Origin of the sequence: Nocardia sp. No.11 (assembly GCF_038752175.1) — a bacterium.
Classification (GTDB): domain Bacteria; phylum Actinomycetota; class Actinomycetes; order Mycobacteriales; family Mycobacteriaceae; genus Nocardia; species Nocardia canadensis.
This window is the reverse complement of sequence record NZ_JBCGFB010000039.1, coordinates 1-16,101: the sequence shown is the minus strand read 5'-3', so window position 1 is coordinate 16,101 and position 16,101 is coordinate 1. Positions and strand designations below refer to the sequence as shown.

Below are 16,101 nucleotides of genomic sequence, written 5' to 3'. Positions count from 1 at the left end.
GTCTTCCAAACAGCTCGCACAGATTAACCGGCCCAAAGCCGAATTGCTGCCTGATTGATACGAAACACGTGACCTTTGGCCCTTGTTAGGGGATCTTCCCAGGTAAGCCGGTATACGGACAGACGTCCAGTCCCCTGAACGTTGCCAAAGCTACTGACAGACTCCGAGATACAGCTACTTGCGAGTAATCAACTTGGGCGCCTGCTGAATACATTCCTACGGTCTGTTTCAGGCCGTGATTAACGCACTTACCGACTGGTAATCAATTCTTTTCCCGCCATCAGCATTAAGCCATTCGCCGAATTCGGGTGCCACATACCGAAGTACACGCCAAAAGCTATGACGCGTCAACGTCACGGCCGATACCCGCCAGCGCCCGCCCGGCGGCCGCGGTTGACTCGAAGCACGGAGTGACACCGAGTCGTGCTCCGAAATGCCAGGGAGAGAAGGGAATAGCGATGTCCACTCGTTTCGCCGACCAGGTCGTCCTCGTCACCGGCGCCGGTTCCGGCATCGGCAGGGCGGTCGCGCTGCGGGTCGCCACCGAAGGCGCCGCGGTCGTGCTCGGCTCGCGGGGCAAGGATCAGGGCGAGCGGGTCGCCGAACAGATTCGAGCGGCCGGCGGCCGGGCGGTGTTCGTGCCCACCGATGTCACCGTCGACGCCGATGTCGAGCGGCTCACCCAGGCGGCGCTCACCGAGTACGGCAGGCTCGACGCGGCGTTCAACAACGCGGGCGCGGTCACCGCGTTCGGTGGGGTGGCCGAGATCGACGACGCGTCCTGGCGCGCCGAACTCGACCTGAACCTCACCGGGGTGTTCCACGGGCTCCGGCACCAGGTGCCGGCGATCACCGCTTCGGGCGGCGGCGCGATCCTGAACAACGCCTCCAACCTCGGCGTAGTCGGGATGGCCTCGGTGGCGCCGTATGTGGCGGCCAAGCACGGCGTCGTCGGTCTGACCAGGTCGGTGGCGCTGGAGACCGCGGCGGCGGGCGTACGGGTGAACGCGCTGGTCTCCGGCGCGGTCGACACCCCCGCCTTCCGTGCCTCGATGGGCGCCACGCCCGAGGGCGAGGCCGCGATCGCGGCGCTGCACCCGATCGGGCGGATCGCCCGGCCCGACGAGATCGCGGCGCTGTGCGCCTTCCTGCTCAGCGGCGAGGCGTCCTTCGTCACCGGGGCGGCGGTCACGGTGGACGGCGGCTTCACCGCCCAGTAGGACGCCGAAGGCCCGCCGCGTCGTTCCCAGACGACGGGGCGGGCCTCGGCGCTGTCGCCGGTCGCGTCAGCCGCGAGCCAGCAGGCGCTTGATCGGTCCCCCGTGGGGCACCGCGGCGCCACCGGCGCGCGCCTGGGGTCGGCGGGCACGCACCAGCCGGTCGAACTCCTGCGCGTCGCGCGCCGGCGCGCGCAGCTTGCCGGCGTTGAAGTCCGCGGCCAGCTGCTGCACCGTCTCCTGCGCGCAGGACTTGTTGGTGCCGATGAAGCCGGTCGGACCACGCTTGATCCAGCCGGTCACGTACGTGCCGGCGACGACCTCGCCCCCGGGCGCGGTCAGCACCCGGCCCTGCTCGTTCGGGATGACGCCGCGAGCGTCGTCGAACGGCAGATCCTTGGTCGGCACCCCTCGGTAGCCGACCGAGGTGAGCACGACACCCGCTTCCAGCAGATCCGTGTCCCCGGTCGCCACCGCGCTGGTGCGGCCTTCGGCGTCGGTGACCAGCTCGTTGCGCTCGACCCGCACTCCGGTCACCGTGTCGGTACCGAGGATCTCCACCGGCGAGGACAGGTAGCGGAACACGATGCGCTTACGCTCACCGAACGGACGCCGCGCGACGCTGTGCAGCAGACGCAGCTTCTGCTCGACCTTGTACGGCAGCTCGGCGGTCACCTCGGGCAGCTCACCGTCGATCGCGATGTCGATGTCGGCGGCCAGCAGGCCGACGAACTCTGGCACCGTGAAGGCCGATTCCGCCGGGCCACGACGACCCAGGATCACAACCTCTTCGATCTTGCTCTCGCGCAACGCCTTCAACGCGTAGGGCGCGATGTCGGTGTCGGCCAGGGTGGCCGGGTCGACGGTCAGGATGCGGGCCACGTCGAGGGCGACGTTGCCGTTGCCGACGATCACGACGCGCTTCTGGTTCAGGTCGAACCGGTCCTCGGCGTGGTCGGGGTGACCGTTGTACCAGGCGACGAAGTCGGTGGCCGACACGTTGCCCGGCAGGCCCTCACCCGGGATGCCCAGCTTGCGATCCGCCGACGCGCCCACGGCGTAGATGACTCCGTGGAAGTACTCCAGCAGCTCGGCATGGCTGACGTGGGTGCCGATCTCGACATCGAGGTAGGTACCGAAGTCCTCCTGCTTCGACATCACGTCGAACAGATCGGCGACCTGACGGGTGCGCTTGTGATCGGGCGCGACGCCGAGCCGGGCCAGCCCGTAGGCCTGCGGCAGCCGGTCGAACATCGTGACCGAGACACCGGGCTGGGTCAGCAGCTCGTCGGCGGCGTACATCGCCGACGGGCCCGACCCCACGATGGCGACGCGCAGCGGCGAACGCTGCGTGTCGATCGCGGGCGGCATCACCGGGCGAGCCAACGTCGGCCGGTCCCGCTGCACGCGGTAGAAGTCGGCGTTGATCTCGATGAAGGGCTTCTGCTCTTCGGTCAGCTTCTTCGAGGAGGTGATCGCGTCGACGGGGCACGCGGTGGCGCAGGCGCCACAGTCCACGCATGCCGCCGGATCGACGTAGAGCATCTCCGCGCTGAGGAAGTCCGGCTCATCCGGGGTCGGATGAATGCAGTTCACCGGGCATGCGTAGACGCACGAGGCGTCACTACAGCATGACTGGGTAACGACGTATGGCATATTGCTATCGTCTCAGGCCGCGTGCTTGGCGGAGCGCTTGGGCTCCGAGCGGTAACGGCTGGACGGGCCGTCGATACCGAGCAGCTTCCACACTCGCTTGGCGATCGGGTTCATCAGACCGATCTCCTCGGCGAGCGCACGCACGTCGATGAAGTAGTCCGCGAAGACCTGCTTGGCCTCCTTGGAACCGTAGAACAGCTCCTTGCGGACATCGGCGGGCATCTCGAACTGCTTGAAGAAGGTCTTCGGCGGGGTCGCGATGGCGCGGCCGAGCACGAACATGACGATCGGCATGGCGACCGAGAGCACGAACTTGTTGACCGCGGGCTGCGCCGGGACGTTCTTCTTCAGGAACTCGTGGGCGAAGGAGATGTGGCGAGCTTCCTCGGCCACGTGGATCGCCATCACGCCGCGCATGATCGGGTGGATGTCGTCACCCGAGCGCAGAATGTCCTTCTGGATGTGGTCGATCGGCTCTTCGCCGGCGAGCACGGCCATGAAGAAGAAGTTCGGGAACAGCGCACCGGCCGGGGCGGCCAGGTGGCGCAGCTGACGCACGAGCGGGTTCATGCCCGGCACGTCGGCGACGCGGTTCACCATCTCCTGGAACATCAGAGTGTGGTTGTGCTCTTCGATCATCTCGTGCGAGCAGTACCGGAACTCCGGGTCGTTGTTCTTCAGGTTGAAGATGTGCTGCATCATGCCGATGATCAGGATGGCCTCGAACTGCAGGCCGACCTTGGCGACATTGGCCTGGCGGACCTTGCCGATCTCGATCTTCTTGTCCAGCGGCAACGCCTGGTACCAGGGGTGGCGGCCGATCGGGTCGGCCGAGGTGACCAGAACCCAGCGCTCGGGCTTGTAGTTCGGGTCGAACTCGGGGTTGTCCCAGTCGATGTCCTCGAACGGGTCGAAGTGCCGGTCGACCGACGCCTCGGACAGCATCAGCAACTTTTCGGCGTACGCCTGAGCCTCCGCGACTACGGGATCGACGTCAGGGGTGGTGGGCGCAGACATCGTCGTCACTGCCTCTCCTCAAGGGACGTTTACTGTTTCCAATAGTTACACCTACGAGGAGTCACGTCAACTCCCCACCTCTCCCGATTTCCCGTGTTCGGCGCGCCGAACCACCGCCAGGAAAAGCTACTCACCAGTAAAAATGGTTCTACCTGTGACACTGCGTCATGCACAGTTCGCCGGTGGCCGCGGCGGCGTCGAGAAAATTCGTGCGGCCGGATCCGGCGATTCGCCGGACGGACCGGCGGTACCGGATATCGTGCGCGGCCGCTGCCCGGATGACCGCGCCGCGCACGGCCAGCGAACGGCCCGTCCCAGCGCCCCGCTCAGGGCGCGGCGGGGGTGATGTTCGCGTTGTGCCGGAACACGTTGTCCGGATCCCAGGTGGCCTTGACCGTGCGCAGCCTGCGGTACTTGGCGCCGTAGCTGACGGCGACCTGCTCCCGACCCGGGTCGGCCAGGAAGTTCACATAGCTGCCGTCGCCGCGGGCGAACGGCCGCAGCTCGTCCCAGAACTCGCGCACCCACTCCCGCTCCGCGGCGAAGACGGCGGGGTCGGGGCAGGACGCGGAGATGTTCACCAGCACGCCGGGGTCGCGGGAACCGCCGAACGCGGTGTTGCCCTCGGGCACGTCACAGAACCGGCCGCACAGGGGCATCGACGGCATCACCGACAGCGGCGAGTGCTTGCGCGGATACTGCTCGACCATCACCTCGGCCACCGCGGCATCGATGCGGTCCAGGTAGAGCGACTTCTCGTAGGCGAAGGTGCCCCACGGCGCGATGCCGTCGAAGAGCTGCTGCAACGCGGCGTAGGGCATCTCCGCGACCAACTCCCAGGCCGGAGTCGGGGTCAGCGCGCGCAGCGGGGCGACCGCGTCGGCCAGGTCGTTGGCCGACCTGTCGCCGGCGATACCGACCACGAAGCCGGGCACGCCCTGCCAGTGTTCGGGCACGAACGGGGCGGGCGGGCAGCTGATCGCGTTGATCGTGCCGCAGTGCCGGGCGGGCAGATCCATCAGCACGGCCTGCCCCTCGACCAGCGGGCCGACCGCCTCCGACGGCGGCCACCACAGCAGCGCGACCTGCACCATCGGGCCGAACTCGTGCAGTGTGAACTCGAAACCGGTGACGATCCCGAAATTGCCGCCGCCCCCGCGCAGCGCCCAGTACAGGTCCTGGTTCTCCTGCATCGACGCCGCGACGACGTGTCCGTCGGCGGTCACCACCTCCGCGGCCACGAGGTTGTCGCACGACATCCCGAACAGCGGGGTCAGCCAGCCGAGACCGCCACCCAGGGTGAGCCCGCCGATGCCGGTGTCGCTGATGAAGCCCCCGGTCACCGCGAGGCCCTGCCGGTTGGCCATGCCGTCGAGCTCGGCCCAGGTCGCGCCGCCACCGCACCGGGCACGCAGGCGCACCGGGTCGACGAGCACGCTGTCGAGCTTGCTCAGATCGAGCATCACCGCGCCGTCGGCGACCGCGTGCCCGGCGTAGTTGTGGCCGCCGCCGCGCACCGTGAGATCGGCGCCGCCGGCCCGGATCGCGGCGACCGCCTCGGCCACTTCGGCGGTGTCGGCGGGTCGCACCACCGCGAGCGGACGACGATCGATGGAGCCGTTCCACACCGCCCGCGCCTCGTCGTACCCCGCGTCCGCGGGCCCGATGACCTGCGCCCTGATCGAGCGCCGTAACAGATCTACGCTGAACACCCCGGTCGACATGACGTCTTCCTCCGGTCCGGGCGCTCTCGCCCAGCAGTGCCGACCCCCAGGTCCCCGACCACGGTCGACGCGACCCGCGCACACCCCTGGCGCGGGTCCCGCCCGGTTCGGTGCGGCCGCACCGGATCCCATCGTCTCACCGGGTGCGCGCGGGCAACAGGGGTCCCCGGTCTCAGCTCTGCGGCAGATCCGGAATCCGGGTGGCACGGGCGTAGACGGTCTCGCCCTCGCTCAGATGCAGGGCGGCCGCGTCACCGCGGGTGACTTGCGCGGCGAACTGATCACCAGTCGCGGCATTGCGTAGCTCGAGGCGGACCTCGAACCCGAGCCGCACGATCCGCTCCACCGTGGCCCTGGTGATGCCGGCGGACTCCGCGGTGCCTTCGTGCTCGGCCATCGCCATGCTCGGATCGCGCCCGATCCGGATATCGTGCGGCCGGACGAGGTGACCGTTGAGCCGGGCCACCGCGCCGAGGAACGACATGACGAATTCGTTCGCGGGCCGGTCGTAGACGTCCTCCGGGGAGCCGATCTGCTCGATCCGCCCCTTGTTCATCACCGCGATCCGGTCGGCGACGTCGAGCGCTTCTTCCTGATCGTGGGTGACCAGCACCGTGGTCACGTGCACCTCGTCGTGGAGCCTGCGCAGCCACTGACGCAGATCGGTGCGCACCTTGGCGTCGAGCGCGCCGAAGGGCTCGTCGAGCAGCAGCACCTGCGGATCGACGGCCAGCGCGCGGGCCAGCGCCATGCGCTGACGCTGACCACCGGAGAGCTGGGCCGGGTAGCGGTGCTGGAAACCGTCGAGGCCGACGATGCCGAGCAGTTCGTCGACGCGCTTGTCGATCTCCTTCTTCGGCCGCTTGCGGATGGTCAGGCCGAAAGCGACGTTGTCGCGCACCGTCATGTGCTTGAACGCGGCGTAGTGCTGGAACACGAAGCCGATGTCGCGCTTCTGCGGCGCCACGTGGGTGACGTCGTTGCCCGCGATCGAGACGATGCCCGAGTCCAGCGACTCCAGACCGGCGATCGAGCGCAGCAGCGTCGACTTGCCCGACCCGGACGGGCCGAGCAGCGCGGTCAGCTCGCCGGAGGTGATGTCGATGCTGACATCGTCGAGAGCGGCGAAGGAACCGTAGTTCTTGCGCGCGTTGGTCACGGTGATCATTCGGTGCCCCGCTTGCGTTCGAGGAGAGTCATCAGGAGAAGAACAACCAGCGCCATACCCATCAGCAGCGTGGCCGCGCTGTAGGCGCCGAAGGTGTTGTGGTCGTTGATGTAGCGACCGTGCACCAGCAGGGTCAGCGTCTGCGACTTGCCGGGCAGCGCGGTCGAGACCATGATCACCGCGCCGAACTCGCCCAGCGCGCGGGCCACGGTGAGCACGACGCCGTAGGTCAGGCCCCAGCGGATCGCGGGCAGGGTGATCCGCCAGAAGGTCTGCCAGCGCGACGCGCCGAGAGTGGCCGCGGCCTGCTCCTGATCGTCGCCGATCTCGTGCAGCACCGGCTCCACCTCGCGCACCACGAACGGCAGCGTCACGAAGATGGTCGCGATCACCATGCCGGGCAGGCTGAAGATCACCTTGAAGCCCAGGGATTCCAGGCCACCGAACCAGCCGCCCGCACCCCACAGCAGGATCAGCGACACACCGACGACGACCGGCGAGACCGCGAACGGCAGGTCGACGATGCCCTGCACGAGGCTGCGCCCCGGGAACTTGCTCCGCACCAGCGCCAGCGCCGTGATCACCCCGAATACGACGTTGAGCGGCACGACGATGGCCACGATGATCATCGACAGCTGGAACGCCGAGATGGCCGCGGGCGTGGTGATCGAGTCCAGGAAGGCGCCGATCCCCCGCTCGAAGGTGCGCCACAGGATGATCGCCAGCGGCAGCACCAGCAGTACGAACAGATAGCCGAGGGCGACCGTGCGCAGCGAGAGCCGGGTGAACAGGGACAGCTTCATCGGGCCGCCTCTTCCTTGCGGGCGGTGCGCTCGGCGAGCAACCGCAGCACGAGCAGGCTGGCGAAGGAGATCGCCAGCAGCGCGACCGAGACCGCGGCGGCGTTGACCGGACGATCCACCTCGATCTGCTGCTGGATGTACTGCGAGGTCATCTGCGTCTCGCGCGGGATGTTGCCGCCGATCAGCACGACCGAGCCGTACTCGCCGATCGCCCTGGCGAAGGCGAGGCCGCCGCCGGAGATGATCGCGGGCGCCAGCGTCGGCAGCACGATGCGGCGGAAGGTGACCCAGTTGCTCGCGCCCAGCGAGAGCGCGGCCTGTTCCACTTCCTTGTCGACCTCGATCAGCACCGGCTGCACCGACCGTACGACGAACGGCAGCGTGACGAACGCCAGCGCCACCACCAGGCCGGGCTGGGTGGCGTTGAGGTGGATGTCGATCGGGCTGTTGGGGCCGTAGAGCGAGAGCAGCACGATCGAGGCGACGATCGTGGGCAGCGCGAACGGCAGATCGATCAGCGCGTTGACGATGCCCTTGCCGGGGAATTCGTCGCGCACCAGTACCCAGGCGATGAGGGTGCCCATCACGACGTTGAGCACGGCGACGACCACCGAGACCCCGACGGTGATGCGCAGCGAGTCCAGGGCCGCGGGCGCGGTGACCGCGTCCCAGAAGCCCGACCACCCGTCCTCGAACGAGCTGACGGTCAGTGCCGCCAGCGGCAGCAGCACGATGACGCTGAGCCAGAGCACGGCGACGCCGATGCCGACCGGGCCCACCGAACCGGTCACGCGCAGCCACGACCGGCGGGGCCCGCGCGGGGCGGGCACGGATTTCTCCAGTTTCACGGCGACGCCGGGATCGGAGGTTGCTCCGGTCCCGGCGTGCCCACTGCTGTCAGTCACAGTTGTCCAGTATCGCGTGTGTCTTGGGTCACGAGTTACTTGGTCGCCTTGTCGTAGATGACCGCGACCTTGCCGGTGCCCTGCGCGAACAGGTCCTTGTCGACGGCCTTCCAGCCACCGAGGTCATCGATCGTCCACAGCTTGGCCGGGGTCGGGAAGTCCGCGGCGAACTCGGCGGCGACCTTCGGATCGACCGGACGGAAACCGGCCTGCGCCCACGCCTTCTGGCCTTCCGGGGTGAACAGGAAGTCACGGAAGGCGGTGGCCTTGGGCAGGTTCTGGGAGTTCTTCAGCACCGCGACCGGGTTCTCGATCTTGAAGGTGGTCGGCGGGTTGATGTGCTCGATCGGGTCGCCGTTGCGCTCGGAGAAGATGGCCTCGTTCTCGTAGCTCAGCAGCACGTCACCGGTGCCCTGCAGGAAGGTCTCGGTCGCCTCGCGGCCCGACTTCGGCTGCACCTTGACGTGCTCGGGCGAGATCAGCTGGGACAGGTAGTCCAGGCCGGCCTGCTGGTTCTTGCCGCCGTCGCTCTTGGCCGCGTAGGGGGCGAGCAGGTTCCACTTGGCCGAACCCGAGCTGAACGGGTTCGGGGTGACGACCTCCACGCCGGGCGCGAGCAGGTCGTCCCAGTCCTTGATGCCCTTGGGGTTGCCCTTGCGCACGACCAGGGTCACGACCGAGCCGAAGGGGATGCCCTTGCTCGCGTCGGCGTTCCAGTTCGACTCCACCAGGCCCGCATCGACGAGGCGGGTGATGTCGGGCTCGACCGAGAAGTTGACGACATCGGCCTCGGCGCCGTCCTTGACCTTGCGCGACTGGTCGCCCGAGGCGCCGTAGGAGGCCTGGATCTGCACGCCCTTGCCCGCGTCGGTCTTGTTGAACTCCGGCACGACTTTGTCGAAACCCGGCTTGGGAACGGCGTAGGCGTACAGATAGAGACTGCCCCCGCTGCCGTCAGCGCCCGCCTCGCCGTCGGTCGAGTCGCTGGCGCCACCACCGCAGGCGGTCAACGCGACCGCGGCGACAGTAGTGACGGCGACAGCGACAGCGCGACGGCGCGAGCCGATCCAGGTGTTGCGAGACATCGGGGTGAACCTTTCGGGAAAGGACCTGCGGTGCAACGTCTTTCGCTGCGGCAGGGAACGCTCTTGTCGATCGGTAGACCTGTCGTGCAGGGAATGAGCACGACAGTTGGCGCGACTCGGGCCCACTGGCCCCCGGAGTTCGGACGACGACTGCGAAGGAAAAGCGCGCGCCAGTCTACTGGGCAAGTACGCGCAGACGAGTCCGGTGGCCGATCATCGACAGAGGATGTCCGCGACCGCGAGGTTGCCGACAGCGATCAACGCCAGCTCATGGCGGATCTGCGGGGCGACACTCGACGACACAGGCAGACTGTAGCAGATTGCGACATGATGATTCGACTCGACGAGAGTTCCACACCCAGGGGGAATTTCACACCATGACCATGGCACCAGACCGCGTTCGCGTGCGGTTTCCCGAGATCAGCACCCGTACGTGGGAACATCCGGCCGATCGCACGGCGCTGGTCGCGCTGCGAGCCCTGACCGGATTCGACACGGTGCTGAAGGCGCTGTCGAGCCTGCTGCGCGAGCGCCAGCACCGGTTGCTGTACCTGGCGACGGCCGTCCGGGTCGACGACCGTCAGTTCCGCACCCTGCACCAGTTGCGGGCGGATTGCGTGGGTGTGCTCGACGCGCGGTCGACGCCGGAGATGTACGTCCTGCAGGACCCGACCGTGAACGCTTTCACCATCGGCATGGACCGGCCGTTCATCGTGCTGACCACGGGCCTGCTCGATCTGATGGACACCGAGGAACTGCGCTTCGTCATCGGCCACGAGCTCGGGCACGCGCTGTCCGGGCACGCGGTGTACCGCACGATGCTCCTGCATCTGCTGCGGCTGTCGGCCTCGATCGGCTGGATGCCCGGCGGCGGGTGGGCGCTGCGCGCGATCGTGGCCGCGCTGATGGAGTGGAGCCGCAAGTCGGAACTGTCCGGCGACCGGGCCGGACTGCTGTGCTGCCAGGACGTGGAGGCCTCGGTGCGGGTGCACATGAAGACCGCGGGCGGCACCTGGCTGTCGGAGATGAACCACGGCGCGTTCCTCGACCAGGCCGACGACTACCTGCGCTCGGGTGACCTGCGCGACGGCGTGCTCAAGCTGCTGAACCTGGAGCTGCAATCGCACCCGTTCTCGGTGCTGCGCGCGGCCGAGCTGCGCCGCTGGATCCAGTCCGGCGACTACGACCGCGTGCTCGGGGGCACCTATCCGCGGCGCGAGCACGACCGCAACGCCACGATCACCGACGAGGTGAAACAGGCCGCCCGCAGCTACCGGGAGTCCTTCGATCAGTCCGACGACCTGCTCGTGCGCACCGTGCGTGACCTGGGCCGCGATGTCGGCGCGGCAGTGAGCACCGTCGGCCAGGAAGTCGGCCGGACCGTCTCGGACCTGGGCAAGCGCTTCGACGACTGGCGCCGGAACTAGCGCGTCAGCGGGTGAAGAACCACGCGATGACGACGAGGACGAGCAGGGCAACCAGCGCGAGCTGAACGCGAGAACGAGGCATCAGCGGGCACCGCTGCCGACCGTCGGGCGCACCGGCGCGGCGGCGGTGACCGGCACCGTCGTCGCGGCGACCGGCGCCGACGGCTCGTGGCGATCGCCGCGGCCGAGCAGGCGGAAGACCGCGCGCAGGGCGCGGTCGAGCACGAAGGCGATGGCGAAGCTGATCGGGACCATGCCGACCAGCACGACCAGGAACTGGGGGATGAAGGGCAGCCCGGCTACCCAGAGTTCGAAGCCGTCCCACCAACCTGCGATGCGTTGCACGCCGACCAGACTAGTCGGTCGGCGTGAACGGGCGAATTCCGTCGCTGTGAGCGGCGCGTCAGCGCCGCACGGTGGACGACTACGGTGCCGCGCCCCGATGATGGGGTATGGAGTCTCCCAGTGCCGACAGCCTGCCGATTCTGAGTCCGGTCTCGTCCAGTGGCAGTCGTGGCGCGTTCCCGCCGATCGACGACTACGCATTCCTGTCCGATTGCGAGACCAGCTGCCTGATCGCCAACAGCGGTTCGGTCGAGTGGTTGTGCGTGCCACGCCCCGACTCCCCCAGCGTCTTCGGCGCCATGCTCGACCGCAGCGCCGGGCACTTCCGGATCGGCCCGTACGGCAAGAACGTGCCCGCCGAGCGGCGCTACCTGCCGGGCGGAATGATCCTGGAGACCACCTGGCAGACCGAGACCGGCTGGCTGATCGTGCGCGACGCGCTCGTGCTCGGGCCCTGGCACAACAACAACCAGCGGTCCAAGACCCATCGCCGCACCCCGATGGACTGGGATGCCGAACACACCCTGCTGCGCACGGTCAAATGCGTGAGCGGGACGGTCGAGCTGGAGATGAGCTGCCAGCCCTCGTTCGACTATCACCAGGGCGGCGCGACGTGGGAGTACACCGGCAAGGTCTACGAACAGGCCACGGCCAGGGCCTCGCTCGACCCCGACGCCGGACCCGCGCTCGTCCTCACCACCGATCTGCGCCTCGGCCTCGAGGGCCGGGAGGCTCGGGCCCGCACCCGAATGTCCGAAGGCGACGAGGTGTTCGTCGCGCTCACCTGGTCGGAGCTGCCCGCGCCCGCCACCTTCGCCGAGGCCGCGCAGAAGATGTGGGCGACCGCCGAATGCTGGCGGCGCTGGATCACACTCGGCGATTTCCCCGACCATCCCTGGCGGGGCTACCTGCAGCGCAGCGCCCTCACCCTCAAGGGCCTCACCTACGCGCCGACCGGCGCCCTGCTCGCCGCGGCCACCACGTCCCTGCCGGAAACCCCAGGTGGACATCGCAACTGGGACTACCGCTACACCTGGGTTCGCGATGCGAGCTTCGCCCTGTGGGGCCTGTACACCCTCGGCCTGGACCGGGAGGCCAACGACTTCTTCGCCTTCCTCAACGATGTCACCACCGGCGACAACGGCGACGCCCTCCCGCTCCAGGTGCTCTACGGCATCGGCGGCGAGCGCCGCATCACCGAGTACGAGCTGCCCAACCTGTCCGGCTACGACGGCGCCACCCCGGTCCGCGTCGGCAACGCCGCCTACGACCAGGACCAGCACGACATCTGGGGCACCATGCTCGACGCCGTCTACCTGCACGTGAAATCGCGGGGGCAGGTGCCGGAATCGCTGTGGCCGCTGCTGGAACGCACCGTGCACGCGGCGATCGCGAACTGGCGTAAGCCCGATCGCGGGATCTGGGAGGTGCGCGGCGAACCACAGCACTTCACCTCCTCGAAGGTGATGTGCTGGGTCGCCCTGGACCGCGGCGCCCGGCTGGCCCAGCTGCACGGGCAGCACACGCGCGCGGCGGAGTGGTTCGATATCGCCGAGCAGATCAAGGCCGACGTGCTCGAACACGGGGTGAACGACGAGGGCGTGTTCACCCAGACCTACGGCGGCGACACCCTCGACGCCTCGCTGCTGCTGGTGGTGCTGACCCGCTTCCTGCCGCCCGACGACCATCGCGTGCGCGCGACGGTGCTGTCGATCGCGACCCGGCTCACCGTCAACGGCCTGGTGCTGCGCTATCGCACCGACACCACCGACGACGGCCTCGACGGCGAGGAGGGCACCTTCACCATCTGCTCGTTCTGGCTGGTCTCGGCGCTGGTGGAGATCGGTGAGCTGGAGCGGGCCACCCACCTGTGCGAGCGCCTGCTCGGACTGGCCAGTCCGCTGCGCCTCTACGCCGAGGAGATCGACTCCCGCACCGGACGGCACCTGGGCAACTTCCCGCAGGCGTTCACCCATCTGGCGTTGATCAACGCGGTCACCCACGTCATCCGGGCCGAGGACTCACGCAACGCCGGCCAGTTCCAGCCGGCGCACACGCCGACGCACCGACCCTAGCCGGTCAGTACGCGAGCCGTTCGGCGCGTTCCCGCAGACCGGCGATGGTCCGCAGGCCCGCGTCGATCTCGGTGATCCGCAGTTCGCGGTGGTCGCCGTAGCGCAGGCCGGTCTCCTCGGCGGCGCGCAGCGCCTCGTCGGCGGTACGGCCCACCTCGGCGGCGATCTCGGTGTAGTGGTCGCGCAGGACCCGCTGCAACGTGCGCAGCCGGTTCCGGGATTCCTTGCCCACCTGGAAGATCACGTCGTCGGCGAGCCGGGCGACGGCGACCTTGGCCTCGGCCTGCCTACGCTGCTTGCGATTACGGCGGTCGTCCCACAGCGCGTTCACGCCCAGCAGCACGCCCGCGCCCGCCGAGTACCAGTTGACCAGCGACATCCCGAGCAGGCTGGTGGCCAGACCGACCATCAGGATGCCGCCGTAGGAACCGCGCAGGGCCGACAGCGCCTGCTGTCCGACACTGGATTTCGCGCTCTCCAGCGTCTCCAGCGACTGCACCGGCTCGAGCACGTCGCCGGGGTTGGTCAGGCGCAGTTCGGGCAGCGGCGGGGTGCGGTTGTCCGGCGGGAACTTCGCGGCGACCTGTTCGGCGAGCTCGACGGCGCGGTAGTGCGCCATCACGAAGTTCTCCTCGACGGCCTCGCAGATCCGCGCGTCGAGTTCGGTCGCGAATTCGTTCCACTTGCGGGCCGGGTCGGTGCGCGAGATCTCCGCCTCGGCCTCGCGCACGAGCGTGCGCAGCCGATGCCGCAGATCGTGTTCGATGTCGGCGCTCAGCTCGGAGCTGCCGTCGACGAGGGTGACCTGCCAGGTCGCGGTGCGCTGGCGCAGCTGATCGGCCGCGGTCCTGGCCGCCGCCAGCCGCTGGGTGATCTCGGCCCGGCTGCGCGGGTCGCGCAGGGCGTCGGCCTCCGCGCGCAGGGTGAGCGTGAGCTGATCGGTGACCAGGGCGATGTCGCGCACCGCCGCCGCCACGGCCACCGAATCGGCCCGGGCGACAACATAGTCGTGCAGATGATCGATGAGTTGCGGTACGCCGGACTCGATGTCGCGCTGCTGATCGCCGCTGTCCTGCGCCTGTCGGTGCATCACCGCCGAGACGGGCGCGACGGCGAAATTGAGGCCCGCGCCATCGAGCAGCGCGCGGTTGCGGCGCTGGGTCAGCGACCAGTGCGGGTTGCGGTCGATCTTGGTGAGCACGCACACCACCGACGGACACACCTGCTCGACCCGGCGCAGATAGTCCAGCTGCGCCTCGGTCAGCTCGGCGGCGGCGTCGGCGGCGTAGAGGACCACGTCGGCGGCGGCGATCATCGACCAGGCCGCGCTTTCGTGGGCGGACGCGCCGGGGGCGTCCATCACCACCAGTCCGTCGGCGAGCAGCGGGCTCGGCTCGGCGAATTCGGCGCGCAGCACCCCGAGGGCGGTCAGCGCGGGTCCGGGATTCAGCGGGTCGACCGGCACCCGCTCGACGCGGCCGCGCTGCGCCGACTTCACCAGCGTCGCGGCCGATTTGGGCCCGTACTCGACGATCACGGGCACGCTCGGCTTGCCGTCGGTGGCGCTGACCGGGGTGCCGACCATGCTGTTGACCAGCGTGCTCATCCCGGCTTGTGGTTCACCGACCACGACCAGACGCACCCGCGGATCGCTCAGCCTGGCTCGCACCATGCCGAGCCTGGCGTCGAGGTCGTCACGACCGCCCGTGCGGACCAGTTCCCGCAGTTCGTCGACCAGGGAAACGACCGGAGCCATCACATCCGGATGCTTCACCGTCGCGGCCTGCAGTCCGGCAGCGGCTGACAACCTGTTCCTCACTCTCGTTGCATGAGTCCGGCCGAGACGCTGGGACCAGACGTCGTCGTGTCAGACGACGAAGTCATACCCATGGTGCTCGACGGGAAACCCGGCAGCCAGATGATCGGCGCCACCCACCCCGGTGTCGAACAGTCCAGCCGAGACGCCATGGTAGCCGTCGTCGGTGTAGCTGATGTCGGCGGCGATCGGCTTGGTGTCGATGACCGGCGGTTTCACCGGGACCTGGGTCGGCTGCACGGTGACCACCGGCGGCGGGGTGACCACGGTCGGCGGATCGATGTCGACGGTCGGCTGCTTGGTCGGCATCGTCGGCTGGTGGGTGGGCGCGGTCGGCTGCTGGGTGGGCACCGTCGCGGTCGGGTGCGATCCGGTCGGGTCGGGCACGTCGACGGTCGGGGTGCTCGCCCCGGTCGAGGGCGCCGTGACGCCGCCGGTGGTCCCCGGCTTGGTGACGACGTCGTCCGGGACCGTCGGCTTGGCCGGGCCGGTCGCGGCGGTCGGTGGCACGGTGACCACCGCCTTGGTCGGGTCCGGCAGCTGGGCCGTCGGCTTGGGCAGCTCGGGCAGCTTCACCGTGGTCGGGGTGTCGATGTCGACGGTCGGCTGCTGGGACGGCACGGTCACCGGGACGGTGGTCGGGGTATGGCCACCGGTGATGTCCGGCACGACCACCGGCTTGGTCGGCGTGGTCGGCGCGAACAGCGCGGGCACGGCGGCCGCGGGCGCGGTCAGTGGCGAGGTGGCGGCGCCCGCCCCACCGAAGACGTTGGCGATCGGGGTCGACGCGGCGTCGGGCTGGATGGTCGTCTGCAGCGGCGTGCTGACCACCGGGTTGACGGCCACCGGCGCGGGAGCGGCGG

Annotated in this window: 13 protein-coding genes and 1 pseudogene; 3 read left to right on the top strand and 11 right to left on the bottom strand. The window is 68.9% G+C overall.

Features of this window, described 5'->3' with window-relative positions; genetic code table 11:
• Positions 1–458: 458 nt before the first annotated feature.
• Complete coding sequence (locus tag V8688_RS14765) at positions 459–1,220, top strand: SDR family oxidoreductase (RefSeq protein ID WP_342801033.1); 762 nt, start codon at positions 459–461, stop codon at positions 1,218–1,220.
• Between the two features lie 66 nt (positions 1,221–1,286).
• Here the strand turns inward: V8688_RS14765 and V8688_RS14760 are convergent, their stop codons facing one another.
• The 8 genes from V8688_RS14760 to V8688_RS14725 form a co-directional block, all read right to left on the bottom strand.
• Positions 1,287–2,873, bottom strand: a complete 1,587-nt coding sequence (locus V8688_RS14760; RefSeq protein ID WP_342801032.1) for an FAD-dependent oxidoreductase — start codon at positions 2,871–2,873, stop codon at positions 1,287–1,289.
• Positions 2,874–2,885: 12 nt separating this feature from the next.
• Positions 2,886–3,890 carry a diiron oxygenase gene (locus V8688_RS14755; RefSeq protein ID WP_218717397.1) on the bottom strand — a complete coding sequence of 335 codons (1,005 nt, stop codon included), beginning with the start codon at positions 3,888–3,890 and terminating at the stop codon, positions 2,886–2,888.
• A 326-nt stretch (positions 3,891–4,216) separates the two neighbouring features.
• Complete coding sequence (locus V8688_RS14750; RefSeq protein ID WP_218717385.1) at positions 4,217–5,614, bottom strand: FAD-binding oxidoreductase; 1,398 nt, start codon at positions 5,612–5,614, stop codon at positions 4,217–4,219.
• Positions 5,615–5,786: 172 nt separating this feature from the next.
• Complete coding sequence (locus V8688_RS14745; RefSeq protein WP_218717386.1) at positions 5,787–6,782, bottom strand: sulfate ABC transporter ATP-binding protein; 996 nt, start codon at positions 6,780–6,782, stop codon at positions 5,787–5,789.
• Positions 6,779–7,585 carry a sulfate ABC transporter permease subunit CysW gene (cysW, locus tag V8688_RS14740; protein ID WP_218717387.1) on the bottom strand — a complete coding sequence of 269 codons (807 nt, stop codon included), beginning with the start codon at positions 7,583–7,585 and terminating at the stop codon, positions 6,779–6,781. Before cysW ends, V8688_RS14745 begins: the two co-directional genes overlap by 4 nt.
• Positions 7,582–8,433, bottom strand: a complete 852-nt coding sequence (cysT, locus tag V8688_RS14735) for a sulfate ABC transporter permease subunit CysT (protein WP_218717398.1) — start codon at positions 8,431–8,433, stop codon at positions 7,582–7,584. Before cysT ends, cysW begins: the two co-directional genes overlap by 4 nt.
• A 92-nt stretch (positions 8,434–8,525) precedes the next feature.
• Positions 8,526–9,575: a sulfate ABC transporter substrate-binding protein gene (locus V8688_RS14730; protein ID WP_342801031.1), complete on the bottom strand. Its 1,050-nt coding sequence runs from the start codon at positions 9,573–9,575 to the stop codon at positions 8,526–8,528.
• 213 nt (positions 9,576–9,788) lie between these two features.
• A complete protein-coding gene (locus V8688_RS14725; RefSeq protein WP_019045829.1) occupies positions 9,789–9,878 on the bottom strand; it encodes an Ms4533A family Cys-rich leader peptide in 90 nt (29 codons plus the stop codon).
• 74 nt (positions 9,879–9,952) lie between these two features.
• Here V8688_RS14725 and V8688_RS14720 point away from each other — a divergent pair, with 74 nt between their 5' ends.
• Entirely contained in the window at positions 9,953–11,002 is a 1,050-nt protein-coding gene (locus V8688_RS14720) for a M48 family metallopeptidase (RefSeq protein ID WP_316573893.1), read from the top strand.
• 81 nt (positions 11,003–11,083) lie between these two features.
• Here V8688_RS14720 and V8688_RS14715 read toward each other — a convergent pair whose 3' ends face one another.
• Entirely contained in the window at positions 11,084–11,347 is a 264-nt protein-coding gene (locus tag V8688_RS14715) for a hypothetical protein (protein ID WP_218717390.1), read from the bottom strand.
• A gap of 107 nt (positions 11,348–11,454) precedes the next feature.
• Here V8688_RS14715 and V8688_RS14710 point away from each other — a divergent pair, with 107 nt between their 5' ends.
• On the top strand, positions 11,455–13,422 hold the full coding sequence (locus tag V8688_RS14710; protein ID WP_218717391.1) for a glycoside hydrolase family 15 protein: 1,968 nt from the start codon (positions 11,455–11,457) through the stop codon (positions 13,420–13,422).
• Between the two features lie 4 nt (positions 13,423–13,426).
• Here the strand turns inward: V8688_RS14710 and V8688_RS14705 are convergent, their stop codons facing one another.
• Positions 13,427–15,229, bottom strand: coding sequence for a hypothetical protein (locus V8688_RS14705; RefSeq protein WP_342801030.1), 1,803 nt, complete (start codon positions 15,227–15,229; stop codon positions 13,427–13,429).
• 60 nt (positions 15,230–15,289) lie between these two features.
• Positions 15,290–16,101, bottom strand: a pseudogene (locus V8688_RS14700) (hypothetical protein); the annotation flags it as partial.